This is a genomic window from Amycolatopsis acididurans, assembly GCF_012328925.1.
Classification (GTDB): Bacteria; Actinomycetota; Actinomycetes; order Mycobacteriales; family Pseudonocardiaceae; genus Amycolatopsis_E; species Amycolatopsis_E acididurans.
The window spans coordinates 1-22816 of record NZ_JAAXLS010000075.1; the positions used below are offsets into that span (position 1 = coordinate 1).

The 22816-nt window shown below is 70.1% G+C and carries 29 protein-coding genes and 1 pseudogene; 10 read left to right on the forward strand and 20 right to left on the reverse strand.

The features are described from left to right. Window positions 1-145: 145 nt before the first annotated feature. From mobF to HFP15_RS39915, 3 genes are all read right to left on the reverse strand, one after another. The gene (gene mobF / locus HFP15_RS39905; RefSeq protein ID WP_168523412.1) at window positions 146-4936 is read right to left on the reverse strand and encodes a MobF family relaxase; all 4791 of its coding nucleotides are present in this window, start codon (window positions 4934-4936) and stop codon (window positions 146-148) included. Window positions 4937-5659: 723 nt separating this feature from the next. Then, entirely contained in the window at window positions 5660-6238 is a 579-nt protein-coding gene (locus HFP15_RS39910; protein WP_168523415.1) for a hypothetical protein, read from the reverse strand. A 171-nt stretch (window positions 6239-6409) separates the two neighbouring features. Then, the gene (locus HFP15_RS39915) at window positions 6410-7282 is read right to left on the reverse strand and encodes a hypothetical protein (RefSeq protein WP_168523416.1); all 873 of its coding nucleotides are present in this window, start codon (window positions 7280-7282) and stop codon (window positions 6410-6412) included. Between the two features lie 792 nt (window positions 7283-8074). Between HFP15_RS39915 and HFP15_RS39920 the strand changes: the two genes are divergently transcribed. From HFP15_RS39920 to HFP15_RS39935, 4 genes are all read left to right on the forward strand, one after another. Further along, the gene (locus HFP15_RS39920; RefSeq protein ID WP_168523418.1) at window positions 8075-8287 is read left to right on the forward strand and encodes a hypothetical protein; all 213 of its coding nucleotides are present in this window, start codon (window positions 8075-8077) and stop codon (window positions 8285-8287) included. A 1002-nt stretch (window positions 8288-9289) separates the two neighbouring features. Then, the gene (locus HFP15_RS39925; RefSeq protein WP_210718500.1) at window positions 9290-9625 is read left to right on the forward strand and encodes an AbrB/MazE/SpoVT family DNA-binding domain-containing protein; all 336 of its coding nucleotides are present in this window, start codon (window positions 9290-9292) and stop codon (window positions 9623-9625) included. Beyond that, on the forward strand, window positions 9622-10008 hold the full coding sequence (locus HFP15_RS39930; protein ID WP_168523420.1) for a type II toxin-antitoxin system VapC family toxin: 387 nt from the start codon (window positions 9622-9624) through the stop codon (window positions 10006-10008). The genes HFP15_RS39925 and HFP15_RS39930 overlap by 4 nt, the downstream gene beginning before the upstream one ends. Window positions 10009-10082: 74 nt before the next feature. Beyond that, complete coding sequence (locus HFP15_RS39935) at window positions 10083-10235, forward strand: hypothetical protein (protein ID WP_168523422.1); 153 nt, start codon at window positions 10083-10085, stop codon at window positions 10233-10235. 36 nt (window positions 10236-10271) lie between these two features. Here HFP15_RS39935 and ssb read toward each other — a convergent pair whose 3' ends face one another. Then, window positions 10272-10676: a single-stranded DNA-binding protein gene (gene ssb / locus HFP15_RS39940; protein WP_168523424.1), complete on the reverse strand. Its 405-nt coding sequence runs from the start codon at window positions 10674-10676 to the stop codon at window positions 10272-10274. A 293-nt stretch (window positions 10677-10969) separates the two neighbouring features. Continuing rightward, window positions 10970-11374, reverse strand: a complete 405-nt coding sequence (locus HFP15_RS39945) for a hypothetical protein (RefSeq protein ID WP_168523426.1) — start codon at window positions 11372-11374, stop codon at window positions 10970-10972. 81 nt (window positions 11375-11455) lie between these two features. Between HFP15_RS39945 and HFP15_RS39950 the strand changes: the two genes are divergently transcribed. Together HFP15_RS39950 and HFP15_RS39955 are read left to right on the forward strand one after the other, a co-directional pair. Next, window positions 11456-12502 (forward strand): tyrosine-type recombinase/integrase, encoded by a 1047-nt coding sequence (locus tag HFP15_RS39950; RefSeq protein ID WP_168523428.1) that lies wholly within the window; start codon window positions 11456-11458, stop codon window positions 12500-12502. A gap of 46 nt (window positions 12503-12548) precedes the next feature. Further along, window positions 12549-12797: a J domain-containing protein gene (locus HFP15_RS39955; RefSeq protein WP_210718501.1), complete on the forward strand. Its 249-nt coding sequence runs from the start codon at window positions 12549-12551 to the stop codon at window positions 12795-12797. A gap of 122 nt (window positions 12798-12919) precedes the next feature. On the opposite strand, the gene HFP15_RS39960 is transcribed toward HFP15_RS39955, so the two are convergent. The 5 genes from HFP15_RS39960 to HFP15_RS39980 form a co-directional block, all read right to left on the reverse strand. Continuing rightward, complete coding sequence (locus HFP15_RS39960; RefSeq protein ID WP_168523430.1) at window positions 12920-13117, reverse strand: ANTAR domain-containing protein; 198 nt, start codon at window positions 13115-13117, stop codon at window positions 12920-12922. A 149-nt stretch (window positions 13118-13266) separates the two neighbouring features. Then, window positions 13267-13731: a hypothetical protein gene (locus HFP15_RS39965; RefSeq protein ID WP_168523432.1), complete on the reverse strand. Its 465-nt coding sequence runs from the start codon at window positions 13729-13731 to the stop codon at window positions 13267-13269. A gap of 120 nt (window positions 13732-13851) precedes the next feature. Further along, the gene (locus tag HFP15_RS39970; RefSeq protein ID WP_168523434.1) at window positions 13852-14238 is read right to left on the reverse strand and encodes a hypothetical protein; all 387 of its coding nucleotides are present in this window, start codon (window positions 14236-14238) and stop codon (window positions 13852-13854) included. Window positions 14239-14243: 5 nt separating this feature from the next. Beyond that, a complete protein-coding gene (locus tag HFP15_RS39975) occupies window positions 14244-14399 on the reverse strand; it encodes a hypothetical protein (protein WP_168523435.1) in 156 nt (51 codons plus the stop codon). Further along, on the reverse strand, window positions 14396-14566 hold the full coding sequence (locus tag HFP15_RS39980; RefSeq protein ID WP_168523437.1) for a hypothetical protein: 171 nt from the start codon (window positions 14564-14566) through the stop codon (window positions 14396-14398). Before HFP15_RS39980 ends, HFP15_RS39975 begins: the two co-directional genes overlap by 4 nt. Before the next feature lie 290 nt (window positions 14567-14856). On the opposite strand from HFP15_RS39980, the pseudogene HFP15_RS44270 reads away from it, so the two are divergent. The 3 genes and pseudogenes from HFP15_RS44270 to HFP15_RS39995 all read left to right on the forward strand — a co-directional run. Further along, window positions 14857-15069: pseudogene (locus HFP15_RS44270) on the forward strand (helix-turn-helix domain-containing protein); the annotation flags it as partial. A 62-nt stretch (window positions 15070-15131) separates the two neighbouring features. Further along, complete coding sequence (locus HFP15_RS43250) at window positions 15132-15728, forward strand: DUF5753 domain-containing protein (protein WP_312871985.1); 597 nt, start codon at window positions 15132-15134, stop codon at window positions 15726-15728. Next, on the forward strand, window positions 15729-15986 hold the full coding sequence (locus tag HFP15_RS39995) for a DUF397 domain-containing protein (protein WP_210718502.1): 258 nt from the start codon (window positions 15729-15731) through the stop codon (window positions 15984-15986). A 52-nt stretch (window positions 15987-16038) separates the two neighbouring features. Here the strand turns inward: HFP15_RS39995 and HFP15_RS40000 are convergent, their stop codons facing one another. The 3 genes from HFP15_RS40000 to HFP15_RS40010 form a co-directional block, all read right to left on the reverse strand. After that, window positions 16039-16356, reverse strand: coding sequence for a hypothetical protein (locus HFP15_RS40000; protein WP_168523443.1), 318 nt, complete (start codon window positions 16354-16356; stop codon window positions 16039-16041). A 185-nt stretch (window positions 16357-16541) separates the two neighbouring features. Then, window positions 16542-17105, reverse strand: coding sequence for a hypothetical protein (locus tag HFP15_RS40005; protein WP_168523445.1), 564 nt, complete (start codon window positions 17103-17105; stop codon window positions 16542-16544). A gap of 68 nt (window positions 17106-17173) precedes the next feature. Continuing rightward, window positions 17174-17572, reverse strand: a complete 399-nt coding sequence (locus HFP15_RS40010) for a hypothetical protein (RefSeq protein ID WP_168523446.1) — start codon at window positions 17570-17572, stop codon at window positions 17174-17176. Window positions 17573-17743: 171 nt separating this feature from the next. Between HFP15_RS40010 and HFP15_RS43255 the strand changes: the two genes are divergently transcribed. Further along, window positions 17744-18016 carry a helix-turn-helix domain-containing protein gene (locus HFP15_RS43255; protein WP_168523449.1) on the forward strand — a complete coding sequence of 91 codons (273 nt, stop codon included), beginning with the start codon at window positions 17744-17746 and terminating at the stop codon, window positions 18014-18016. A 10-nt stretch (window positions 18017-18026) separates the two neighbouring features. On the opposite strand, the gene HFP15_RS40020 is transcribed toward HFP15_RS43255, so the two are convergent. The 7 genes from HFP15_RS40020 to HFP15_RS40050 form a co-directional block, all read right to left on the reverse strand. Continuing rightward, on the reverse strand, window positions 18027-19208 hold the full coding sequence (locus HFP15_RS40020; RefSeq protein ID WP_168523451.1) for a hypothetical protein: 1182 nt from the start codon (window positions 19206-19208) through the stop codon (window positions 18027-18029). A gap of 22 nt (window positions 19209-19230) precedes the next feature. Further along, window positions 19231-19569, reverse strand: a complete 339-nt coding sequence (locus HFP15_RS40025; protein WP_168523453.1) for a hypothetical protein — start codon at window positions 19567-19569, stop codon at window positions 19231-19233. Next, complete coding sequence (locus HFP15_RS40030; protein ID WP_168523455.1) at window positions 19566-19973, reverse strand: hypothetical protein; 408 nt, start codon at window positions 19971-19973, stop codon at window positions 19566-19568. The genes HFP15_RS40025 and HFP15_RS40030 overlap by 4 nt, the downstream gene beginning before the upstream one ends. Beyond that, the gene (locus tag HFP15_RS40035; RefSeq protein WP_168523457.1) at window positions 19970-21199 is read right to left on the reverse strand and encodes a coiled-coil domain-containing protein; all 1230 of its coding nucleotides are present in this window, start codon (window positions 21197-21199) and stop codon (window positions 19970-19972) included. The genes HFP15_RS40030 and HFP15_RS40035 overlap by 4 nt, the downstream gene beginning before the upstream one ends. Window positions 21200-21386: 187 nt before the next feature. After that, complete coding sequence (locus HFP15_RS40040; RefSeq protein WP_168523459.1) at window positions 21387-21725, reverse strand: hypothetical protein; 339 nt, start codon at window positions 21723-21725, stop codon at window positions 21387-21389. Between the two features lie 4 nt (window positions 21726-21729). After that, the gene (locus tag HFP15_RS40045; protein WP_168523462.1) at window positions 21730-22062 is read right to left on the reverse strand and encodes a hypothetical protein; all 333 of its coding nucleotides are present in this window, start codon (window positions 22060-22062) and stop codon (window positions 21730-21732) included. Next, window positions 22059-22568 (reverse strand): hypothetical protein, encoded by a 510-nt coding sequence (locus tag HFP15_RS40050; protein WP_168523464.1) that lies wholly within the window; start codon window positions 22566-22568, stop codon window positions 22059-22061. Before HFP15_RS40050 ends, HFP15_RS40045 begins: the two co-directional genes overlap by 4 nt. Between the last annotated feature and the right edge of the window lie 248 nt (window positions 22569-22816).

Sequence of the window (22816 nt, forward strand, 5' to 3'; positions counted from 1 at the left end):
AGGGGACCCGAATGCAAGGACGGCCCGCAGGGCCGCCGGCGTCAGCCGGGCCAAGCTCCTTGCATTGGGGGCAGCGACCCGCACACTAGGCGCGCACACCCCACCCCACCACCACAAACACCACCACAACGGTTCTTCGACGCGGTTAGCGGCCACCGCGGCCGCGCTGCGACTGCTCGGCCGGCGAGCTGGGCTCCGAGCGCACCAGCTCGATCTCCGGCTCGTGCTCGCGATGCTGTTCGCGCGCCTGCTCGGTCTGCTGCTGGCGGATCCGCTCGGCCTCGTCCCGGCGCTGCCGCTCGGCTTCGGCCATCTCGGCGGCCTGCTCGACCTGGCGCTGCTCGGCCCGCGCGCGTTCGGCCGCGGCCCGCTGCGTCCGCAGCTGCTCGGCCGCCCGAGCCTGCCGCCGCACCTCGGCGAGTGTCTCGCCCACATCGCGGCCGGCCTCGTGCTCGGCGCTGCGGTCCAGCTCCTCGGCCTGATCGTGCTCGGCGCCGCGGACCGGCTGCGCCTTCACCACATCGCCTGGCGTCGGCTCGAGGTCGAACAGCTCGAGCTGGTTCGGGTCCACCTGCTGCTCGGCCGCGCGCTCCTGGGTGCGCTCGGCCTCCCGGCCGGGTTCGCGGTCGGCGGGCAGGTCCTCGGCCCGGTCCCGCTCGGTGTCCCGCTCCGGCTGCGTCTCGCGCGCCTGCTCGGCTTGGCGCGGGGTCGCGGCCGCGCGCTCGCGCTCCTCCTGGGGCTCCGGGCGGACCTCGGCCTGTTCCGGTTCCACCTCGCGCTCACGCGGTGCGCCGATCTTGTCGGCCCACCGCTGCCACCACTGGCGCCGGTCGGTCTCCTGCTCGGTGCCAGCCTCCAGGGCGGCCTGCTCCGGTTCCGTCGTCCGCTCGGCCTCGACCTCGGCGCCCACGCCGGCCTGCTGCTCCCGCTCGGCGCGTTCGGCAGCCAGCTCGGCCTGCCGCTGCGCCGGGATGACCGGCTCGGCCGGGCCGGGATCGGCGCCCACCTCGGCCTCGTCGGCGATCTCGAACAGCTCGAGCTGCTCGGCCTGCGGCCGCTGCGCCTCGAGCGGCAGGTCCCGCCGCTCCAGTTCCTCGGTGGCCATCTGGGCGGCCAGGCGGGCGTCCTCGGTCGAGTCGAACCAGTGCCCGCGGGCCAGGTGCACGTCCTCAAGCAAGCGGGCCTTCTCCGCGTACTGCTCGGCCAGGCGCTCGGCCAGCTCGACCTGCCGCACGCTCTCGGCGTAGACCTCGGACTCGACGGCCATCTGCTCCAGCTGAGCCCGCCCGTAGGCGGCGTCGGCGCGGTAGTCGGCGGCGACCTGGTAGGCCTGCTGAAGCTCGTCGGCGACGTAGGCCGGCGCCCACGTGCGCTCGCGCTGCCACCGAGCGCGCATCTCGCGCAGCTCGTGCTCGGTCGCGGCCGAGTAGTCCATCGCGTCGGTGGGCCGGCCAAGCGCGGCGTAGGCCTGCTGCCACAGCGCCCGGTGGAACTCCTGTTCGCGGCTCGGCGCCGGGCCGAGCGAGAGCGAGGTGTCTGGGATCGCGTGCAGCTCGCGGTAGCCGGCCGCGATGCCGGCGCGGCGAATCCACTCCCGGCGCTGCCCGTCCTCGTCGGGCACGGGGCCGAGGTTGACCAGCGCCCACTCGGGCAGCTCCTCGGCGGCCTGGCGGCCAAGGGCCTGCTGCCGGTCGCTGGCCAGCACGGCCAGCTCGTGCGTGAACTGGCCGATCTCGCCCTCGATCGGGGCCTGCAAGGTGGTCCAGTTCGTCGGGTCCACCTGCTGCTCAGGCTGGCGCTCCTCGGCGTGCTTGCGCAGCCGGGCGCGCAGCACATCACTCCAGGAGTCGGCACCGGACATGTCGCGCAGCTGCGCCGATTCGCGGATGATGTTCGCTGCGTTGTGGCCCTTCAGCTCGGCCTCGCGGACGGCACGCATGAACCGGTCGTAGCCAAGTTCTGACGTAATGCGGTCCATGTCCTCGGGGCTGAACAGCTCCGCCAGCACGTCGGTGTAGCGGTCGCTGGCGTACTCCTTCGACACCAGGTCCCACTGCGTGCCGACTGTGCCGAGACCGGCCGAAGTCTCCAGACCTTCGCGCATCGCCAGGAGCGCGGCGGACTGCGTGCCGTCCCGCTCGAGCACGGCGGCGAACGCCTCGCCGGGCGTGACGTCGAGCCGCTCGACACCGTGTTCGTCGGGCGCCCGGTGCGTCTCGACGTAGGCCGTGTTGCGCGCCGTACCACGCGTCAGGCGGGAGTACCCGGCGTTGCGGGTGGTCGTCTCATCCAACAGGCCATGTCCGGTATCGACGGTGCGGCCCTGCGCCGCGTAGTCGGTGCTCGCGTAGGCCAAGGCGACGTGCTGCCGCACGTAGGACTCCGGCAGGTGCGCGAGGGTGCCGGTCTCGCGCTGGCGAACCATCAGCCGGCCGCGGTCGTCGTGGCCGAGCACCTCGTAGGTCAGCCGGTTGATCACCCGCCGGCCGTCCGAGGTGTCCAGACGCGCATTCTTGCGCGCCTGGATCACGTCACCAACGCCGAGCGGGTTCTGGTCGCGGTCGGTCGCGACCACCTCCGGCTGCACCCTGCCGAGTTCGACCAGCTGCGCGTGAATCCGCGCGGACAAGTTGGCGGCCTCGGCGTTACTGCCGACGATCAGCAGCGACTCGAGTCCGTCCAGGGTGTCGGCCATGTAGCCGCGGATCGCGGCGTCCTGGATCTCCTCCCGGGTGCCGCCGCGCAGCCGGCCCCGGTCCTCGTATTCGCGGACGACACTCGTGTCGCCGACACGCATCCGCAGCGATGCGTCGGCTTCCCACTCCCGGATGATGCGCTCACCGGTCTGCGGGTCGATGTCGTGGAACCGCTGCACGTTCTCCAGCTCGAACGCGCCGTTGTCGCGGCCAATGAGGTCGAACAGGCCACCCGCGCCCACCGCGTCCAGCTGCTCGGGATCACCGGTGTAAAGCAGCTTGCCACCGCCCTCCTCGACCAGCTTGGCGATGCGGGCCAGCTCGGCCGTGGACGACATACCAGACTCGTCCACTACGAACAGGTCGCCCGGCCGCACGAAGTCCCGGACCTCGCCGGTCTGCGCGTCGGGGGTGAACCGGTTGAGGAACGCCGTGGTGTTGATCGCCTCGAGCCCGTGTCCCTCGAGTTCCTGGGTGGCGCGCTGCGAGGTGGCCAGGCCCAATACTCGGGTGCCGAAATGGTTCTGCCACACGTCGGTGAGGACGCCGACCGTGTGCGACTTCCCGGCGCCGGCAGGGCCAATCAGCACGTCGCCGGCGCAGCCGGACGACACGGTGCCCAGCACCGCGGCGGCCTGGTCGGGCTTGAGGCCGTTGGCCTCCAGCTCGACCCGCAGCAGCTCGAGGTCTGGGCCGTCGATGGTCGGCGCCGTGAGCTGCCGGGCACCGACCACCACCCGCTCCTCGGTGCTGAGATGCCGCTCGGTCGCGTATTTCTCGTCCACGTGCGGCCGGTAGATACTCCGCCCGTCCTCACGCTGGAGCGCAGCGGGAACCGTCGTCGGGTCGGGGGCCGTAACGGTCAGGACGCCGTACTGGTTACCTGCCTTGAGTACCTGATCGGCGAGTTCGTGCAGGTCTCCGTCGATGCCGTGTGACCGGTCAAGCTCCGCGCCGATCGCGGCCTCGAGGTTGCCGCGGTCCCACGTGCTGTACTTCGCCTGCACCGACTCAACCGCAGCCTGGAGTGCCTCCTCGATCGTCGCGTGCGCTCCGAGCTTCAGGTCCGGGTGGCCGTTGAGAGAGACTTCGGCGGCGGCGGCCTCCACGGCATCAAGGCTCGCCGACAGTCGGTCGCTCTTGTCGCTGGACCAGTTCGTGTACTGCTCGTCGGGCGCCGTTCCGGTCTTAGCTGCGCGGCTGTCGAGCGTCTCGGTTTGAGTGATCTCCTTGAGCTGCTGTGGTGAGGGTTCGTGACCGTACTGCTCCACGAACTCGGCCACGCGCTCGGCGACTCGCGCTTCGATCGTCGCGCGTCGGCTGGACGCGTCCGCGCACAGCTCGTGGTCGATGCCGAGAATCTCGCGCGCTTTGCCGTCCGGCCGGTTGGCGAACACCACGCCGAGGTCGCGGCGGAGATCGTGCTCAAGTGCGCGCGTGTAGTAGGCGTCGATGCCTTGCTTGATCGGCTGGAAGGACTTGCCGTCAAGCGCCCTCCACTTCCCGTCCGACGCCGTGACTACGCGGTTCAGCACGGCGACGTGGCTGTGGAGCTGCGGCTCTTCGTCGCGGTTGGTGGAGTGTCGCCAGGACGTCCAGATGAGGCCAGTGGCTTCCTCGTACTTGCCGACCGATCGGCCGTCGAGCGCCTTGCCGTGGTAACCAGTGCGCGTGTAGGCGGCGTGCTTCTCGGCGTAGTCCATCGCCTTGTTGATGGCGTTCTCGTGCGCGGCGAGCACCTTCTGCGCGTCCTCGGTTCGCCCCTCAGCTAGTAACGCTGCGTAGTAGACGCTGACCGACTTCACCGGCGAGAACGTCAGGTCGTAGTAGGCCACGGCCTTCCGCTGCCCACCGAGACACTCCTGCTTGATCTCGCGCAGCCGCTCCGGTGTCGCGTCCGATTCACGCGCGATGGCCTCCGCGTAGAGCTTCTCGTAGCTCTTGTAGTTCCGCGGAGCCCGGCCGAGGTACTCGTCCGACTCCGGGTCCTTCAGCTCGCCGAAGACCTTCCGCACGTCCTCCTCGGTCGCCATAGAACCGGCCCGAACGCCGAAGTAACCGGCGCCGTTTCCGCCCCAGATGCCCGGCGCCTCACCGTGCTCGGATGCCGACAAAAAATAACCAGGACCGTCGAGCTCGCGGTCCTGGTTGCGCTCCGGTGCGTGCCGATGCTCGGCACAGTTGCTACCCCTGAGTAGGTAGTCAACCGCGCCGGCGGACACGGCCGTGATGCGCAGCATGATCCTGAGCTTACCAAGATCATTTCTCTAATGCATAGGTGTGTGGTCTGTTGGAGGCGGTAGGGCAGATAGGTGTAGAGGCAGGAGTGCGGTAGTGAGGAGGCTGGAGGGTGACGGCATGAGGTGAAGGTGAGCAGGTCAGTAGAGGCGAGAAAGAGGTCGAGATGAGGGGGCCTGTGCCAGGGAAACCAGGAGCCCAGAGAGAGCACCGGCCCGACAGAGACCGTTCCGCCGGATGGCCGACCAGCAGTCGCGCAGCGCGCCGACGACGCCGCTCGCGGCGTCTAGGTACCCCGCACCACCGCATCGCACCCCTCACCCACCGCGAAGCGCATCACCCACGCACCCGTACCCGCCAACGCCAGCACACCGCGCCGCGACCGGCGCGTCGCCGAACAACTCCACCGGCACGGCCTCATCGGAGATGAATAGCTCGCTACCCCCGACCGGCTGGGCGCTCTAGCGGCCGGCAGGTGACGCGCACAGAACCGCAACAGAACGTGACCGCCCCCGGGGGAGCTGCGTGGCCTCGAACCGTCAAGGTCGCCAAATGCCGGGACCGAAGGTAATTTCTGATTGGCCGATGCCTGCCTGCATCTGGCCATCGCTGATGACCAAGAACCAAGTCATCCCGGCCGCCTTTGGTAACCGATCGACAGCAGATATGGGAACGGACCGGGCTCCGCATATGGCGTTACCCGGTCCGCTACGTGAACAGTTTGACTACGCCGACGTTGCGCCATCAGTCGCCGGACTCGGCGGCGCCACGGTCCGTGCCGCGGCGGTCGGTGCGGGATTGCTGAGCGCTGTGGTTCCTGCATCCGAACGTGCGGCCGATCCGTGTGGTGCGTCCTTCGTCGGCCGCGGTGAGGACACCGAACTCGCCGCAGAACCGGGCGCCTTGCCCGGCTTCCCTTCCCGGATCATCCGACGCACCCGCTTGATCGGCAGGTCGAACAGCTGCGCTAGCTCCTCAGCCTTCCGGCCCACTGGATCGCCGTTCAGCGCCGCCAACGCTTCTGCCTGCACCTGCTCACCGGCCGCCCGATCATCCCGGGCCTTCTGCTGCACATCGGCGATCTGCTGCTGCAACTCATCCACCCTGCGCCGCGTCTCGCTGTCGATCCCCGCAAGCTGCACCTGCGCCTCGGCGTACCTCCGCAGCGCCTCCTTCTCGATCCGATCCCGCTCAGCCTTGTCCGCGTCCAAGGTGTCGCGCTTGGCCAGCAGCTCCGCCAGCTGGTCGTCCACCTCGCTCGACCGCCGCCGACGCCGCGGCCTCGTCCCGTCCTGCTCAACCATCAGAAGGTCCTTCCCAACGTGCAACGACGACCCGCAGCGTAGCCGCGCGGCGCGGACCAGGGCGAGCTACGCGGAAAATGGCCGGCGGGCCGTCCCGCCATGCTGTACGCGTCGCGCTCACGGCCGACCGGGATCTGAACCACACGCGCCCGTCATCTCGCTCCACGTGGCCTAGCAGGGCTGGTAGTCGGTGATGAACGACCCGTTGCCGTACTGCTGCACGAACGTCAGCCGCCCGATCTGCGGGCCAGCGGCGCTGTCGGTACCAGCGATGAAGTTGCCAAACTCGAGATGGCAAGCGTCCATGATGGTCGTCTTGCCATCCGGCAACAGCTGGTCGGCCTGGCTGGGAATCCACACGTAGTTGACGTACTGGTCGGCGTGGCGCACCTGCCGGTGCAGGCTCGCCACGGCGCCCTCGCACGTGTCCGCGCCGTTCGCGTGGGCGAACTGCTCGCGCGCCTGATCGGTGAACACGGAGCACGCGTTCTGGGTCTTCTGCTGGAACCCGATCGTCTCCACGAGCAGGAGTACCGCGCCCCGCGGCCGCGGCAGAATCTTGGACACCTGGAGATCGTGAAACTCCCGCGCGGCCTGCTCCCGCTGCCGGTGCAGCTGGACGGCGCCGATCGTGATCACGATCGCACAGACGACGAGCAACACCGGCCCGGCGATCAACGACGTGAGCCACACCTTGCGGGACACGCCCACCTTGCCGCTGACCGCGACGATGCCCAGCAGGGTCAATACGATGCCGGCGCCGAGGCCCCATACGGCCGGTGTGGTGTACCCGATCAGGAAGCCGATGACCACCAACAGACCGGCCGAGAGAATCCAGGTCGGGCCGAGCCGTTCGCGCGCGCCGATCGCGCCGAGGGTCACGCCGACCAGGATCGTCGCGCCGAGCCCGAACACCCACGCCCAGACCTCCCAGTCGGAGAAGGGCCACAACACCAGGGCGAAAACCAGCAGCCCGAGGAGCACGAGTCTGCCTGAGTGGCGCCCCCACCATCCGACTTTCGCCGGAGCACTTTCGTCACTCATGCCCCCCATCGTGCGCTCATTACTCCATTTGCGCGGGGAGTTTTCCGAACTCACACGGGCCGGAATGGCTCGTGACCAGCACGAACGGTGTCAGCCGAACCACTGCACCTCGACCACGGCAACCTGCCGGGCCTGCTCCACGATCACGTAGTGGGCCAGGCCTTCGTGCGCCTTCGCTGGCGATCGGCTCGCAGGTCCAGGTGGCACCGCGCCCGGTGGTACCCGGTCTAGAATGTGGACCAGCACAGGAGCCCTTACCGAGTCCCGCTCGGCACGCGATGTCGTGATCGCGAAGGGGCACGCAACGATGGAAGGTATCTCGGTAGCCGGCCGAGCGCCACGGGTCGATGATCATCATCGAGTCCGTTGGTGAAAGCCGTCCTCGTTGCGGCAAGCCCGCCCCGTCAGCGTGGGAGGAACACGCTGACGGAGAACTCGGGTGAACCCAACCCTCATTCTCGGCCTGATCGGTGCCGGCCTGCCCGCACCGTGCTGGCTGCTCTACCGCCTGGCCGTGCTCCGACTCCTGAGGCGGGTCTACGACCGCGGCGGAATCGGGGACGTCGAGGCGATGGCCAAAGCTGTCAAGACCGCGCTCCCAGCACCAGCCGCCCCGGGTCGTCTGCTGTCGCGTCGGCCTCGCACATGACTGCACCGTGCGCTGACCAGCCCAGTCTCGCCGATCACAGGCATCGTCCGCGCGGCGCCGTGTGTTGTCCACAGCAACCGGGTTATCCCCAGTTTGTGCGGTCGGGGCTGTCTTCGGCGCCGACGACGTGCCAGCGTCGAACCATGGACATCACACACTTCGGCCTGCGTCCCCTCGGTGACTACGAACCGCCCGCCCGCCGTCTGCGGCCGCGCGCGGAATCCCGGGAGCTGCTGGTCGCCGCCGCGCTCGCCGAGGAACGGGCCTACCGCGAGAACCTCCCGGAGAAAACGGCCTTCACCGCGTTACGCGAGCTGGTCTCCGACGTCCTCGGCGTCCCGCCCGCGATGGGGTGACCGGCCGCCCCACGGGCGGGAAGCCGAGGCGGAAAATGTCGGTGCCAGCCCGTACCGTGAGCCGGGACCGAAGGTCGAGAGAAACCCCGCGACCAGCGGCGTGTCCGCCTCAGCTCGCCGGTGCCAACGGGCCGAACTCGTGTAATACTGCGACCGTTCGCGGCCGATGACATCGCCGTGGAAAATGTCGGTGAACGAGGTGGGCGGGGCCGATCCGAAGACCGACCCCGCCGTGCAGGTGGCCCGGCTACCGGGCCTCAGTTCACGAGGCGCACAACCTCGTGGGCGAAGGCCAGCAGGACGAGCAGGGGGCCAGTGGTGCCAGCCACTGTTCCCCTCGTCCTGTTGAGCCAACGGCACCGCGCGCATTCGGCGCGCTTGTTCCGCTTCGCCACTATCAGCTCCTCCAGGTCCGGGGCGGGCTGCTCACGCAACCCACAACCCTCAGCCGGTGCCGAGGATCTCGGCGGAACTCGCCGAGCGACGCGGAAGACCTGGCGGGCCAACGGATCGAAGAGTAACGGCCGACCCCGACAGATTGCCGAATGACAAGCACCATGCCGCGGCGTGTCCCGACAGCCCTACACAGATCCACATACTGATGATCACCGCGTGGTCCGACCAGCCACCAGTGACAAACTGGTGAAACAAGGGGGAAACCGCGAGTCACCCCGCGCGGCACGAACCCGGGTGACGGGCGCGCCGTCGTCATCGACCCGCTATACCTCGTCCGCAAGGTGTGTCGGAACGTCTCGCCCGCGTGGAACAACTCGGGCCCGTCGCATGGCAAGGCGGCCCGCACACAGGCATCGTCGCGCTCGGCCCGCGCGTCGGCGGCGGCCCCGGTTCAAGGGCCGTCGATTCGTCAGAGAAGACCTGGCGATATAGGCGATTATCGTCAGGTTGCCGGACAGGCCCCTGTCCGCCGGATACCTCGGCAGTGCGCCGTTTTTACCCAATCATTCGGCATAGATCGGGTGGTCCGCCGTATAGTATCGCGGTATGACGAATGTAGAGAGTCATTCGGCTCGTGGTGATGTGTCCGTCGCACCTGATGGGCGTGTGACGATTCCGGCGCAGGTTCGCCGGGCGGCCGGGATCGCGGCCGGAGCCTCGCTGGTGTGCTACGTCGAGCGCGGCCGCGTCGTGCTCGAGGACCGGGCACACCTGCTCGCCCGCATCCAGGACGAGGCGATCGCTGCCAAGCAGGGCGCCGGGCACACCGGCAGCGTGGTGGATGAGCTGATCGCCGAGCGGCGCGCCGAGGCCGCCCGCGAGGACTCCAGCTACAACGCGACCGTGGCCGAGGCCGGCGACGGCGGGACGGGGGCGGCGTGACCGCGGTCCTCGACGCCAGCGCGGTCCTCGCCCTGATCTACCGCGAGCCCGGGCATGAAGCCGTCGCCGAGCACCTCGGCAACGCGGTGCTGTCCACCGTCAACTACAGCGAAGTCCTGACCAAACTCATCGCGTTCGACCACCCGATGCCCCGCGCCGCGGTGGACGGGCTGTGCGATCTCGGGGTGGACGTGCACCCGTTCACCGCGGACGCCGCGGCCGTGGCCGCGGAGCTGTGGCCGGCCACCCGGCCCGCCGGCCTCTCCCTCGGGGACCGGGCCTGCCTGGCCACTGCGGCCAGCATTGCCGAGGGCTTCGCCGTCACGGCTGACCGTCCCTGGTCCAAGGTCGAGCTGGACGTGCGGGTGCAGCTCATCCGCTGACCTACGGGCAGCTGGCCCGACGAGCCGATCGTGTTCGGCCTGGTTCGCCGACTCACTCGGTAGCGTGCTGGTCCATGAGGAGCATGGACGATCCTGGCGACTACGCCACTCGTGCCCACGAAGCCGCGGCGTCCGCGGATGAAGACTCCCGTGCGATCGCGTTCGCGTTGCTGGCCGTCGCGGCCTCCCTCGATCGCCTCGCTCAAGTCCACGAGGACAACGGGTAAGAGCGGGGCCGCCGCGCTGGCGGCCCCGCTGCGGGTTCAGGCGCCCATCTCCTCGGAGACCTCGGCCGGGGCGCCGGCGTCGCGGGAGACCTTCATCGGCCTGGCGATTGCCCACCGCAGGCTCGGCGCCACCACCTCGGCCTCGAGCACGATCCGAACCCGGCGGGTGCCGTCCTCGGCGGTGTAGCTGTCGTCGGCGAACCGGCCGATCACGGCGACCTCGATACCGCGGCGCAGCGACTCGGCGGCGTTGTCGGCCAGCTGCCCGTAGGTCACCACGCGGTGGAACACCGGGGTCTGCTCGATCCATTCGCCGGTCTCCCGGTCGAACCGCCGGCGGTTGACCGCCACGTCGAACGTGGTCACGGTCCGGGCGTTCTTCGCGCTTACGTGGACCTCGGGGTCGCGGGTCAGGTTGCCGACGATGGTCTGCTCGTTCATGGCTGCCTCCTGGGCTCGGTGCGTCATCTGGACGGGCGCCAGCCCAGCGCGGCCGGAGAGGGGTCCCGCAGGGATCGGCGGGGGTTCTCGGTCGGCTGACCGGGTGTGATCGCCGCCGGCGACCGGAGCGCAGCGCAGGCTCGTCTCACCCGCGTCAGCTGCCGCCGGGGTTCATCGGCGACCTGCCCCGGCGCGGTTGTGCTGCCCTCCGGGAGTCCAGATGTGCTCGCCGAGCCAGCCGCAGGCAGCCCTCGAGCTGCACCCGGCGCTCTCCCCCGCGGCTCTGGTGAGGTTCAGATGCGCCGCACATCGTCCGGCCCCACTCGACACCGCGCCTGCCGCGAACCGAGCGGACCGTAGATCGTGAACGAGGCGTGCAGACCGTCCCACCCGGCGGCCGTGATCACCCCCCGGGTTCCGGCCGGCACGTGCTCGCTGAACGCGCCGCCGAGGTCCCGGACCGTGATCACCTCATGGCCGGCCCGGAGCTGCGGCCGCTCCGGCTCTCGCCGACGTCGCCGTGCTTGCGGCGCTCCCGGGCGCCGCCCGGAGTAGGCACCGACCAGGGCCGCGGCGACGACGGCCAGCACCAGCGTCAGGAACACGCCGAGGTGAAGGTCCAGCCCGACCAGCAGCACGGCAAGCCCGGTCACCAGGGCCAGGACCAGGCGCCAGCTGGGACGGAAACCTCGCACCATGCGGCCGATCATGCGTGACCAGCGGGAACCGCGCCACCGATTCGGCCGATTCTGTCGGTCGTCGTCGCTACGGTGTGGACCATGACCCTCGCCGTGCTCGACGCCGACACCCCGGGCGGCGCACACCCAACCGGCCTGCCGGCCTCCGTCGCGGTCGCCGGCGAGGTACTCGAGCACATGACCACCGAGCTGCCCGCGCTGTCCCGCCGCGGGCAACGGGACCGGCTGCTGCTGGCGACCTGGTTGCTCGGGCTACGCTCGGCGCGCACCCGCCGGGCCTACCTCGGCGACGTGGCCGGCTGGCTGGACTGGCTGGCCGAGCGGAACGTAGACGTGCTCGACGCGCGCCGGGTGCACGTGGACCTGTGGGTCAGCGTGCAGCTGTCGGCCGGCGCCGCCGAGTCGAGCGTGCGCCGGCGCCTGTCGGCCCTGACCCGCTTCTACGAACACCTCGCCCGGCACGACCTGGTGGACCGCCAACCGGTCGCCGGCGTGGAGCGACCGAAGATCGATGACGACGAAACCGAGACCATCGGGCTCGACCGCGACCAAGCGCGGGCACTGCTCGAGGCGGCCGAGCAGGACCGCGGCCGCCAACGGCTCCGCACCGACGCAACCGTGAAACTCTTGCTACACAACGGGTTGCGCGTCGACGAGCTGCTCTCGTCCGATGTGGACAATCTCAGCGCCGACCGAGGACACCGCGTGCTCGGCATCCTCGGCAAGGGCAACCGCAAGGCCAAGGTGCCGCTGGCGCCGGCCACGTGGGCCGCGCTCGAGGCCTACCTGATCGATCGCGCCGAGCAGGCCGGGCTCGCCGACTGGCGCGAGCTGCACGGCCCGCTGCTGGCCACCGCGACCGGCCAGCGGGTGCAGCGCTCGCAGGTGTGGGACCTCGTGCAACGTCTCGCCAAGGCGGCCGGCATCGAGGTGTGGTCGCAGCTCGCGATTCACAGCCTGCGGCACACGGCTATCACACTCGCGCTCGACGCCGGCGCGAGCCTGCGCGACACCCAAGACTTCGCCCGACACAAGGACGCCCGCACCACCCGGCGCTACGACCGGTCCCGCGGCAACCTCGACCGGTCGCCGGCCTACACCCTGGCCGCGTACCTAGCGTGCCGGTAAGGATCGTGTCACCGGCCGCAAACGAGCGTGGCCCACCCAGGCTTAAATGCCGGCCCGAGTCCCCCCGTTCCTCGCCATGACCACGTCCCGTCCTGCCGGCCAGCCCGACCCGTACGCGGTACTCGGCCTCGAGCCCGGCGTCGATGCCGCCGAGATCACTGCGGCCTACCGGCGCGCGGTCCGGGACTGCCACCCCGACACCGCGCACCCGGATCGCGACCGGCTCGCGACCGTGATCGCCGCCTACCACCACCTGCGCGACCACCACGCGCGACCACCCACCACAGAGCACTAGGACTCCGCACAACGCCGCGACATCCCCGTACGGGTGCACCCCCACAGCACAACGTCGCCGCCAAACCTGCGCGTCGGACCCGTCCACCACCACCCTGACCCAACCTGAGCTCACCCTTATCTCTACGGTCGCTCCTCGAAGTGGAACGTACGAGAGACGACCCGGGCAGCGAGGTCCGTCACGGGAACACGCTGAATCTCGGCTTCCAGGCACAGCAGCGCGAAGGCGAGATCGACCGACACCTGCAGCTGGACAGCCGCCATGCCGGTGGCCTGGTGGACATGGTCGGGCAAGAAGTAGCCCCATACCGCGCCGGGCATAACCGAAATCCCATGCTCGGGTGCAACGTTGCCTGCTGCGCGAAAGTTACCGGAACGCCGGCCCCGTGAAAACTCGCAATGAGTTGCCAACGACACCAACGCAAGAGGTTGATCACCAGCGCACGACGCTCACCCTGGCACAGCGCCGGTCAGTCGAGCCACCCGCGGCGCTCGAGGTTCTCGGTGCGCACTTCCTCGGTGTAGCCGTTCTCGAACTTCACCGTGGCGTAGTCGTCGCCGAGCAGGCCTCGGCGGGTGGAGACGACTTCGCCCTTGGTGCCCGGCTGGACTGTAGAGAAGGCGCCGGCCCCGGCGGCACGCTGGTTGCGTACCCGGTCGCCGGTCTCGTACCGGCGGGGCGTTGACTCCTCGGTCCACCACCAGCTGCGGCGCTGCCGGCCACCGCCGCGTTCGTCGCGCTGCTGCCCGGCGTTGCTGCCGGGGCGCGTGTCCGGTGTCCAGTGTCGGCCCTCGAAGAAGTCGCCGGCCGCCGACATGGGCGCTTCGTCGGCGGTGGAGGGATCGCCCGGCCGCCAGGGCGTGAATTCCTTCCATGCGTCCGGGTCGTAGCCGTCGTCGTAGTCGCTGCCCTGCTGCTCGGGTCGTCCGCTCACTGTGCACCCCCGGGTGATCGACCAGTCGAGCGTAGCTCGATCCGCGCTGGTCACGGGTGTCCGCGCAGCAAAAAGCCCCGGCCACCCATTCGCCGGGGCTTGTTTGCGAACCACGGGCGGTCAGCGCGGGGACCACCCGGATGCCGGCGGCCGACCGTCCTGGGTCCACTGCGTAGCCGCGGTGACGATCCGATCCCACAACCCCACCGGTCCGGCCTCGGCGATGCGGGCGACGACCTGGCGGGCGTGGCAGTCGTAGGTGAGCACCAGGCGCACGGCGGCGCCGTTGCGCGCGTCGATGAACTCGTGCTCGTCGTGCAGCTCGCCGATCTGGCGGGGCTGCGCGTGCACGACGGTCGGCAGCGCGACGGCCAGGGCGGCCGGGAACTCGCGGTGCTCAAACGTGCTCAGGTACACCGCCGGCCGCAGCGGCACCTCGTCCAGCTCGGCGAGGTCGAGCGTCGGGAACTCGGTACCCGGTGCGGGTAGCTCGAGCTGGATGGTCACGGCGGTCACCTCTCGTCGTCGGTAGGCAGGTTGATCAGTCCGTCGCGCACGCGGCGCAGGGTCTCGGGGTTGTCCTCGAACCACACCGGGCGCAGCGGTTCGGGGAACAGTTGCCCGGAGAACCGGCGCGGCAGCTCGTCCTCGACGTCGGCGGCGCTCATCGGTTCTTGCGCTTCCACTCGCGAAGCTGGCTGATCATCTCGTCGTTCGCGGCGTTGTTGCCGGCATCGGCGTTGCTCAGGAACTTCTCGGTGAGCGCCTCGGCGAGGTCCTGGGGCGTGCGGATCACCGGCTCGTCGCCGCGCTCCTGCGGTGCGTTCTCGCCCATCGGCCCCGTCCGTCCGGTCTTGACCCGTGGTGCCGCGGTGCCCTGCCGGGGTCGGGGGTCACGACAGGGCACCGCGGTTCGTATGCGCGCCGGAGGCGGCTCGGCCTGCGGGACTGGGGGATCTCCCGCAGTGACCGCCTCCGGCGCTACTGTTGTGGCCAAGCCCATTCCGGCCACATGCGGAATCATGTCGGAATAATTCCAGGGTCGCTAGTCGGCCATCTGGGTGAACTGCGTTGACAGGCAGGAGTGGGTGTCGCGTGTGGGAACGGACTCGGCGGGAGCACGAGGTGGCGCGTAAGACGATCCGAGCCCGGAGGTTGGGCCAACAGCTGCGCAAGCTGCGGGAGGCGGCGAGGTTGAGCCAAGGGCAGCTGTGCGAGGCGATCAACGACGGGCAGCCGAAGAACGCCACGATCAGCCAGGGACAGCTGTCCAAGATTGAGGCGGGAACGGCTCGCCTCGACGCCGAGCAGCTTCGGCGAATGCTGACAGCCCTGGCTGTGGACGAGGCGGCTGGGGAGAAGCTCGAGGCGCTTCGCGCGCTCGCCGAGGAACCCGGGTGGTGGAAGGAGTACTCGCCGTTCCTGCACGAAACGCTCGAGCTGATGGTCGAGCTGGCGACGATGCCACCACCTTGCGCACCTACGACTCGACGTTCGTGCAAGGGCTGTTGCAGACGCCCGACTACGCGCGGGCGGTGGTCGAGGCGGCGCGAGCGTGGGTGCGGCCTACGGCCGTGGACGATCTGGTCGAGCTTCGGATGCGCCGGCAGCAACGGCTCACTGAAGAGGGCTTTGGTGGGCTGGTCGCCGTTCTCGCCGAGGCAACCCTGTACCACCAAGTTGGCGGGCCGGCCGTCCTCGGCGCGCAGCTCGACAAGCTGTGCGAGGTCGCCGAGGACGACACCGCGGCACTGCACGTGCTGCCGTTCACGGCCGCACCGTGGCCCGGTTTCGGCGGATTCGTGATCTACGGTTTCCCGGACGATGAGGACGCGGAGGTGGTGCAGATCGACGGCGACCTCGGGGCAGCCATCTACGAGGACAAAGAGTCCATCAAGTCGGTGACCTACACCTTCAACGCAGCGCTGGCCCAGGCGCTCGCCGGGCGAGAGTCCCTGGACAGGCTGCACGCGGCAAAGAAGAAATTGGACGAGTAAATGAGCGAACACAACCCGTACCGGCAGGTTCCTGACGAGCTGTACGACCAGCTCGTGCACGCCGAGCACGCCAAGCCATTGGCCAGCGGCAGCACCGGCAACTGCATCACGATCGCGGCGCGGGGCGGGTACATCTCCATTCAGGACGACAAGCTGCCCGGGGAGGAACGACGCGCCCGCACGCAGGTGTACACGCCCGCCGAGCTGGCGGCCTTCGTAGCCGACGCGAAAGCGGGTCGCTACGACCACCTGATTTGATCTCTGCCCAGCAAGAGGCCCGGCCAGAACACGGCCGGGCCTTCGCTGTTCGTCACGGTGGCGCGTTCTCATCGGCTGGTCGGACTGCCTCGGCTGGCACGAACTGGTCCAGGTCCAGATGCAGCTCGCCGTTGCGGGACTGGACGCGGAACCGGACGCTGGCCCACCACCGGCCGGCCGAGGACAGCGCCCAGCCGTGCAGCTCGCCGGGTACCTCGTCGGCCACGTCGAACCCGCCGGCGTGGACCCACAGGGGCAAGCCACGCGCCCATCGCACCCCCTCCGGCGGGAAAACCCGGACCAGGCGCACGATGACCGGCCGGGCCGGTTCCACGGGCCGCCACGCTTCCCGAGTCCACTTATCGAACATGAGTTCGATATTAAGCCGTCTGCTGGGCACACCACGGTCCCCGCGCCGCTGGGGGTAGGCGAACGCGGGGACCGGGCGTCGGGCAACCGGGCCTGGGGAGGGCTCAGCCGGTCGCCCCGCGGACGTCCAGCGCGAGACACGCTGGACCGGGCATAGCTGGAGACTTCGTTCATAGACAGTCGCCGCTACCCCGCTGTTTCGACCAGGTGGAACGTCTTCACTTGGTGGCCGTCGAGCGGGAACTCGACCGCACGCCAGTCATGCCCGGTCTGGATCATCTCGGCGGTAGCGAGGAACTCATCGAGGCGGGCGGACAAGGTGCCGCCGTTCTCGCGCAGCATGGTCAGCATGATCGCCAGGTGAACGTCCGTCTCCGGGTCGCCGCTGAGGCCCGTGTGCGGCGCGGTATGGGTCGAGTACTGGGCGCGCAGTTTGCCGTCCCGGCCTTGCGTGATGTCGATCAGCTCGACGCTGGCGGGGCGGGTTTGTCGGGTGTCGTGCAGATGCAGGGTGATCCGATCCGGGGATGAGCGCTGTGGGTCCACACCCCACTCGTAGCCGCGCTGGACATCGGACCAGGCCAGAGCCCAGCCGGTCGCCGTTAGCCGCAGCGTGCCGTCGCTGGCCCACAGAGCCAGCAAGGTCACCGTGCTGGCCAGCTGCCAATGGTCAATCTCGAACCTCGTACCGTCCAGCGTCTCGCCCGTGATCGCCGCGACCGGCCGGCCGCCGCCGACCACCCAAGACATGCCCGTGTCCCCCATGGGAATCTCACGCTGCGACCGCGGTTTCGATCGGCGCGGCGGTCGTTTGCGCGTCACCCGGCATCCTCCCGGTACTGGCGGCCATGCTCGGTCAGTTCGCGCGCGAAGGTCGCAAACCCCTTCAACTCCCCGTCCAGCTCGAGGACGGCGCCGCATTCCCCGCACAGCGGCTCGCCCGTCCACGACCGGAACCAGGGTGCCCAGGGGTCCGCGGATCGAGAGTCGCCGCACTCGACGCACACCACTGCCTCGTGCACGCCGATGTCCTGCCCGGCGCCGACTGCGATCGCGAACGCCAGAGCGCACGCGCGGCTCGCACCGCGCGGGACTCGGGTCCGCGCCAGCGCACACAACGCGCTCGAGCACCAGTCCGCGGCGCCACCGGCGCGCCTCCCGTACTCGCGCCGTTCGGCGCCGACGATCACTGTGTCGTCGCCGGTTTCGGTAGACACACCCCACACCATGATCGTTCTCACCCACTTCCAGCCTCAGTGCTGTTGTGGTGCCCTGACCTGCGTGTTTGATCATTCAGACTAGACAGTAGTTTATGGAATGACATAACCGAAGTGCCACCACCGAAAACGCCTATAGTGGTCTTCCGGTTAGTCGATCAAGGTTTCGGGGTGCCAAAACCGCCGAAGCCGCCCACGTCCGGGCTCGCCGGAACGTTCGGCGCTCGCCTTCGGCAGATCCGCACGTCCAAGAACCTCTCGCAGCTCGAACTGGGCTACAAGTGCGGATGCTCGGTCTCCGACATCAGCAACTACGAACGCGGACAGATGCTGCCCAGCTTCGAGACCCTGATCGATCTCGCCTACGGCCTCGGCATCGACGCCGCCGAGCTGACCCGCGGCCTCCAGCCAGATACACCACCGATCGAACGGCTCGGCCGGTAGAACGACGTGCTTACCGCCGGCGCAAGCGCGGGAGCAGGCCGCGCCGGTGCCCGGCATCCGCCGGCGAGGCGGTGCCCTCCTCGGCCTGCGCGGCCGGGCGCGGCCGCCACGGTCCGGGCGGCTCGGCGCCTTCCTCGGCGACGGCCCGCGCGGCCACGGTCAGGAACTCCTCGCGGACCGCGGCCTCGGGCCGCCCGCCGAGAATCGTCGCGGTGAACCTGGTCAGCGGCCAGGAGACCAACGCGCCATGCCGGGCGAGGTAGAGCCCCACCGAACGGATTCCCCACGTGTCGGCAGTGTCCAGCCAGGCGTAGGCGAGCAGCTGCCACAGCCACCGGGCCAGCCGGTCGGGGTGGTCCACGCGCACCACGGTCTTCACGTCCCACAGCGTGCGGCCGGTGATCAGGTCCCCATCGGCCCAGTGGTTGACGATCACGGGTCCGGCCGTGCCGAGCGGCTGCTCGGGCGGCGGGTCGCCGGCGGACCGGCGCAGCGTCTCCAGCGCGCCGGTGGTGCGCATCTGCTCGGCCAGGGCAACCAGCTCGGTCACGTGGTGCTCGGGGATGACCGCGCGCAGCTGCTCGACGGTGTACCCGCCGCGCTCGTGCAGCGCCAGCAGCTCGCCCGGCAGGGTCGCCGAGCGGTAGGCGTCCTCCCACCCGGACAGCACCGCGCACGCGCGGGCCAGGCCGGCCTCGACGCCGCGGCCGCCGAGCTGCCCGACCGGGGCGTGGTCGCGCAGGTAGCCCAGCAGCCGCGCGAAGAACTCCGACAGCACCGCCTCGTCCGGGGTCTCCAGGACCGCGGTGCCCATCGGGTCGCCGAGGTCGGCCCACCCGCCCGGCGTCGGCCGCAGCTCGAGCGCCTTCGCGGCCAGCTCGACCGGGAGGCCGGCGTGTGTGGGGAACAGCGACGCGGTGACATCGGCCCACGGCCGGGACGCGATACCGGCTCTGACCAGGCCGTACAGCGCGTAGTACGGCGGGGACTGCTGGACCAGGAACGCCAACCGTTGACCGAACGCGCCGCCGATCGCGGCCCAGTGCTCGGCCGGCACCTGGCCGTCCGGCCGGACCGGCCGGTATCGCCGGGCGGCCGCGGTCACCTCGGCGGCAAGCCGTTCGGTGCCCGGCAGGTTCGCCGCGCACCAGGCAGCCAGCGGGCCGCCGTGCAGCTGCGTGGTCAACGACATGAGCCCCTGCTCCTTCGCGCGGTCAGCCTGCGGCTAGCTCGTCCAGGGTTGCGCGGACCTCGGTCGGCAGCGGCGCGTACTCGCCGGCCTGGTCCTCCTCCATCGACAGCGCGACGGTTCCGCGCCAGCCGGTCGGGTGGTGGTAGCCGACCGACGAGAGCACCCGGTCGGCCAGTGGGTTCGGTGGCAGGCCACCGAACCCGTCGGAGAACCACGCGCGCAACCGGCCCATGCCCTGCGAGGACACGTCATCGATGTACGGCTTCACCGCGTGGTAGGCCGATCCGTCCTCGCCGAGCCGGCCGTACTCGAGGCGGCCGTCTGGGTGCAGCACGGCGAAGTCGGGGCCGTCGCTGGTCATCGGTTGGTCTCCTTCTTCATCGCGGTCGCGAACGCCTGCCACACCATGTCCAGGTGAGCCGAGCCCAGCGCTGACCAGGAAAACTCGTCCAGGGCCAGTGCACACGCGAACCGGAGCACGGAAAGTTCGCTGGTTGAGGCGTTCGGGTTGCCCTCCAGGAAGTCAAGAGCGTTTCGCCAATGGATGGACGCTTTGCCGGCACTGTCGGGGTAGGCGTCACTCCAGACGTAAATGCAGCTGCGGCGGAAGTCGGTGCGGTGCAGCCATCCGTCGTGCTCCTGGACGAGCGTCACGGCGGCGGCAATGAACCGGTTGTCGCAGTCGGCTTTCCACTTGTCGAGCGCGGCATTGAGCTGCTCGGTAGTCAAGTCGAGCCCGGCGTGCGGATGGTGGTTTCCGATCATCGTGTTGATCCTTCCTCGCGCTCTGGTCCTCCGGTGAGCTGGGCGCGCAGCCGTTCCACCTCGGCGCGCAGGTCGCGCGCGGTCGCCTCGTGGGCCTCGCGCTGTTCGGCGCGGTAGCCGCGCTCGGTCTCCACGGCCTGCTCGGCGGCGGTGGCCTTGGCGCGCTGCTCGGCCACGGTGGCCTGCGCCTCGGCGAGCTGCTGGCGCAGACTCGTCACCTCCTCGCGCACGGTCGCCAGTTCGCCGGCGGTGCGTTCCTGCTGCTGGGTGGCCGTGGCCAGCTGGTCGCGCAGCTGCTCGGCCTGTCCGGCGGCGGTGTCGGCCCGCTGGCGCTGTGCCTCGGTGCGTTCCCGCTCCGCGGTGACCTGCTGGCGCTGCTCGTCGCGGTCGGCGGTCGTGTCGGTGAGCTGCTGCCGCACCCCGGCCAGCTCCTCGCGCAGTTGCTCGATGGTGGCGTGTGCCTGGTCCCGGTCGGTGGTGACCGTGGCGAGTTCGCTGGTCAGCTGCTCGGCCGAGTCCTCGGCCCGCTCAGCGCGGCGCTCCTGCTCGGCGAGCTGGGCGCGTAGCTGCTCGCCGGTTTCCTCGGCGTCGGCCCTCGCCTGCTCGGCGGCCTGCTGGGCGGCGCGGGCCTCGTCGCGCTCGGACTGGGCCTGCTCCTCACCATCCAGTGCAGCCTCGGCGGTCTCCTCTGCGTTGACGCGGGCCTGCTCGGCGGCCTCAGCCTCGGCGGCCGCGGTGCGCGCCTGCTTCTGGGCGGCGTCGCGGTCGGCCTCGGCGGCGTCGATCGCCGCGCGGCTCGCGCGCTCGACGGCGGCGATCTCGGCCGCGGTGGACTCCTGGTCGGCGACCGTGCGGGCGGCTACCTCCATGCGCTCGACCAGCCCGGGCAGCCGGCCGAGCACGGCCTGCACCTCGGCGAGGGTCTGCCCGTAGGTCTGACGTGCCGCCGAGACGGGTTTGCCGCCGGCCTCGACCTGGTCCTCGCCGCTGGCCGCGGTGGGCGGCCCCGCCGGTCCGCTACCGGGCGTCGGCACGGCGACCCGGCCCTTCTTGGCGAGGCTCTTGTTCAGCCGCGTGTGCTTGAGCCCGTCCACCCACTGCTCGCACACGGTGCGCTGCCGGCCGCGCCCCTCGGGCTGCGGCACCTCGTTCGGGCAGCCACGGAACCAGCAGGCGCCGCGCTCCGGTTCCGGCCAGTCCGCCGGCGAGTCGCTCATCTCGGTCATGGCTCCATCATCCCACATTTTCGTTTTTTCGTCAACGTTTACGTACATCGTATTAAACGTTTATACGATATACGTAGACGAAAGTGGAGGGCGGCGCGCCATGATCGACGCGCCGCCCTCGGTGCCGTCCGGCCGGCCGTAAGGTGGTCGGCGGACGGGCCGGATAGCTCCCGGCCCGTCCCCCAGATCACCGGACCATCTGGCCGCACTCCGTGCAGTACCAGTGCCCGTCCGCCCCACGTCGGGCGTACGGGTGACTCCCGCCGGAGCCCACGCAGCTCAGCAGGCGCAGCAGCCATGCACGCATCGCGTTCACCTCCCCTCGTCCTCGTCGGTGACGCGCCGCCAAGGTCGGCGACGACCGCAGGGTGTGGGCCGCGACCACCGGCGTGTGCACGTACTCGCCGTTCGGCCGCTGGTAGATCACCCGGTCCCCGGGCAGGACGAACCACGTGCCGCCGGCGATCGGCCGGTCTGCGGTCTCGACGTAGCGCTCGGCCCCGGTCAGGTCGGGCTCGTCGGCCATGTCCTCACTCCTTCCTCATCGCGTCGGCCACGTTCCGGCCGAACTCGCGCACTGCGGCGGCGGCCAGCTCGTGCGCGCGCTCGGTCTCGATCTCGATCTCGGTCAGCACCGCGGTTCCCGGGCCGCTGCACGCCACATGCCGCGCGTCGCGGACGCCCGGGCAGGAACTCCAGCCGGACCCGACGCTGACCGTGGCCCCGCAGTGCTCGCACCGGCCTTCCCAGAAGTAGGCGTGTCCGCGCCGGCGGCTGCCCTGTCGTGCTCGTCGCGGGCGGCCTTCACCGCGGCCGCCTCGGCAGCGTTCGCGCTCATCGCGCGCACCTCCTCCCCTGGTCACTCGCCTGCCAGCTCGCGCAGCTGCTTCGCCAGGAACGCGGCCGGGTTGTCGGCCCGGGTGTCGGCGAACGCGCGGGCGTCGGCGTCGATGGCCTCCAGGGCCTCGCGCGCGGTGGCGTCGTTCGCCTCGCAGTAGCGGCGCAGCCGGTAGACCAGCGGGCCGAAGGCCTCGCCCTCGGTGATCTCCCGGGCGGTCTCCACCGAGAACAGCTCCCGCACGGCGGCCGCGGTGCGCTCCTCCCATGTGCCGGTCTCGGCGACCGCTTCGACGGGGGCCTGGGTCCACGCCTTCGGCAGCGTTCCGCCACCGGAGAGCCACTCGTCCAGATCCGCGAACCGGTCGGCCAGGGTCGTACGCAGGGCGGCGCAGGACTCGAACCAGCGCTCAGCCTGGTCATCGTCGTCCTCGCCGATCGCCTTCGCGGTCATCGCGTCGATGTCGCTGAGCAGTCGTCGCATCGCCACGAGCGTCACGTCCGGGTCAAGCTGCTTGGACTCAGTACCCATCGTTTTGATCTCCTTCGGTCCTGCTGTCGTCGTGCCTCCAGTCTAGCATTTTTAAGGCGTACGCCTCAAGTCTTTGCGCCTGGTCAACCCATGTTTTTCATGATCTTTAGAGCCCGCTCACAGCTGTGGGGTGGGCGCGCCGTGCCTCGGGGCAGGCCACTCCTGGCCTGCCCGCGCGCCTGTCCTCGAGGGGAGCAAGGGGACCCGAATGCAAGGACGGCCCGCAGGGCCGCCGGCGTCAGCCGGGC

Excerpts from the sequence above, each read along its gene's own strand:
- mobF (WP_168523412.1), bottom strand. The coding sequence starts at position 4,936 with ATGCTGCGCATCACGGCCGTGTCCGCCGGCGCGGTTGACTACCTACTC.
- HFP15_RS39910 (WP_168523415.1), bottom strand. The coding sequence starts at position 6,238 with ATGGTTGAGCAGGACGGGACGAGGCCGCGGCGTCGGCGGCGGTCGAGC.
- HFP15_RS39915 (WP_168523416.1), bottom strand. The coding sequence starts at position 7,282 with ATGAGTGACGAAAGTGCTCCGGCGAAAGTCGGATGGTGGGGGCGCCAC.
- HFP15_RS39920 (WP_168523418.1), top strand. The coding sequence starts at position 8,075 with ATGGACATCACACACTTCGGCCTGCGTCCCCTCGGTGACTACGAACCG.
- HFP15_RS39925 (WP_210718500.1), top strand. The coding sequence starts at position 9,290 with ATGACGAATGTAGAGAGTCATTCGGCTCGTGGTGATGTGTCCGTCGCA.
- HFP15_RS39935 (WP_168523422.1), top strand. The coding sequence starts at position 10,083 with ATGAGGAGCATGGACGATCCTGGCGACTACGCCACTCGTGCCCACGAA.
- ssb (WP_168523424.1), bottom strand. The coding sequence starts at position 10,676 with ATGAACGAGCAGACCATCGTCGGCAACCTGACCCGCGACCCCGAGGTC.
- HFP15_RS39945 (WP_168523426.1), bottom strand. The coding sequence starts at position 11,374 with ATGGTGCGAGGTTTCCGTCCCAGCTGGCGCCTGGTCCTGGCCCTGGTG.
- HFP15_RS39950 (WP_168523428.1), top strand. The coding sequence starts at position 11,456 with ATGACCCTCGCCGTGCTCGACGCCGACACCCCGGGCGGCGCACACCCA.
- HFP15_RS39955 (WP_210718501.1), top strand. The coding sequence starts at position 12,549 with ATGCCGGCCCGAGTCCCCCCGTTCCTCGCCATGACCACGTCCCGTCCT.
- HFP15_RS39960 (WP_168523430.1), bottom strand. The coding sequence starts at position 13,117 with ATGCCCGGCGCGGTATGGGGCTACTTCTTGCCCGACCATGTCCACCAG.
- HFP15_RS39975 (WP_168523435.1), bottom strand. The coding sequence starts at position 14,399 with ATGAGCGCCGCCGACGTCGAGGACGAGCTGCCGCGCCGGTTCTCCGGG.
- HFP15_RS39980 (WP_168523437.1), bottom strand. The coding sequence starts at position 14,566 with ATGGGCGAGAACGCACCGCAGGAGCGCGGCGACGAGCCGGTGATCCGC.
- HFP15_RS39995 (WP_210718502.1), top strand. The coding sequence starts at position 15,729 with ATGAGCGAACACAACCCGTACCGGCAGGTTCCTGACGAGCTGTACGAC.
- HFP15_RS40000 (WP_168523443.1), bottom strand. The coding sequence starts at position 16,356 with ATGTTCGATAAGTGGACTCGGGAAGCGTGGCGGCCCGTGGAACCGGCC.
- HFP15_RS40005 (WP_168523445.1), bottom strand. The coding sequence starts at position 17,105 with ATGTCTTGGGTGGTCGGCGGCGGCCGGCCGGTCGCGGCGATCACGGGC.
- HFP15_RS40020 (WP_168523451.1), bottom strand. The coding sequence starts at position 19,208 with ATGTCGTTGACCACGCAGCTGCACGGCGGCCCGCTGGCTGCCTGGTGC.
- HFP15_RS40025 (WP_168523453.1), bottom strand. The coding sequence starts at position 19,569 with ATGACCAGCGACGGCCCCGACTTCGCCGTGCTGCACCCAGACGGCCGC.
- HFP15_RS40030 (WP_168523455.1), bottom strand. The coding sequence starts at position 19,973 with ATGATCGGAAACCACCATCCGCACGCCGGGCTCGACTTGACTACCGAG.
- HFP15_RS40035 (WP_168523457.1), bottom strand. The coding sequence starts at position 21,199 with ATGACCGAGATGAGCGACTCGCCGGCGGACTGGCCGGAACCGGAGCGC.
- HFP15_RS40040 (WP_168523459.1), bottom strand. The coding sequence starts at position 21,725 with ATGGCCGACGAGCCCGACCTGACCGGGGCCGAGCGCTACGTCGAGACC.
- HFP15_RS40050 (WP_168523464.1), bottom strand. The coding sequence starts at position 22,568 with ATGGGTACTGAGTCCAAGCAGCTTGACCCGGACGTGACGCTCGTGGCG.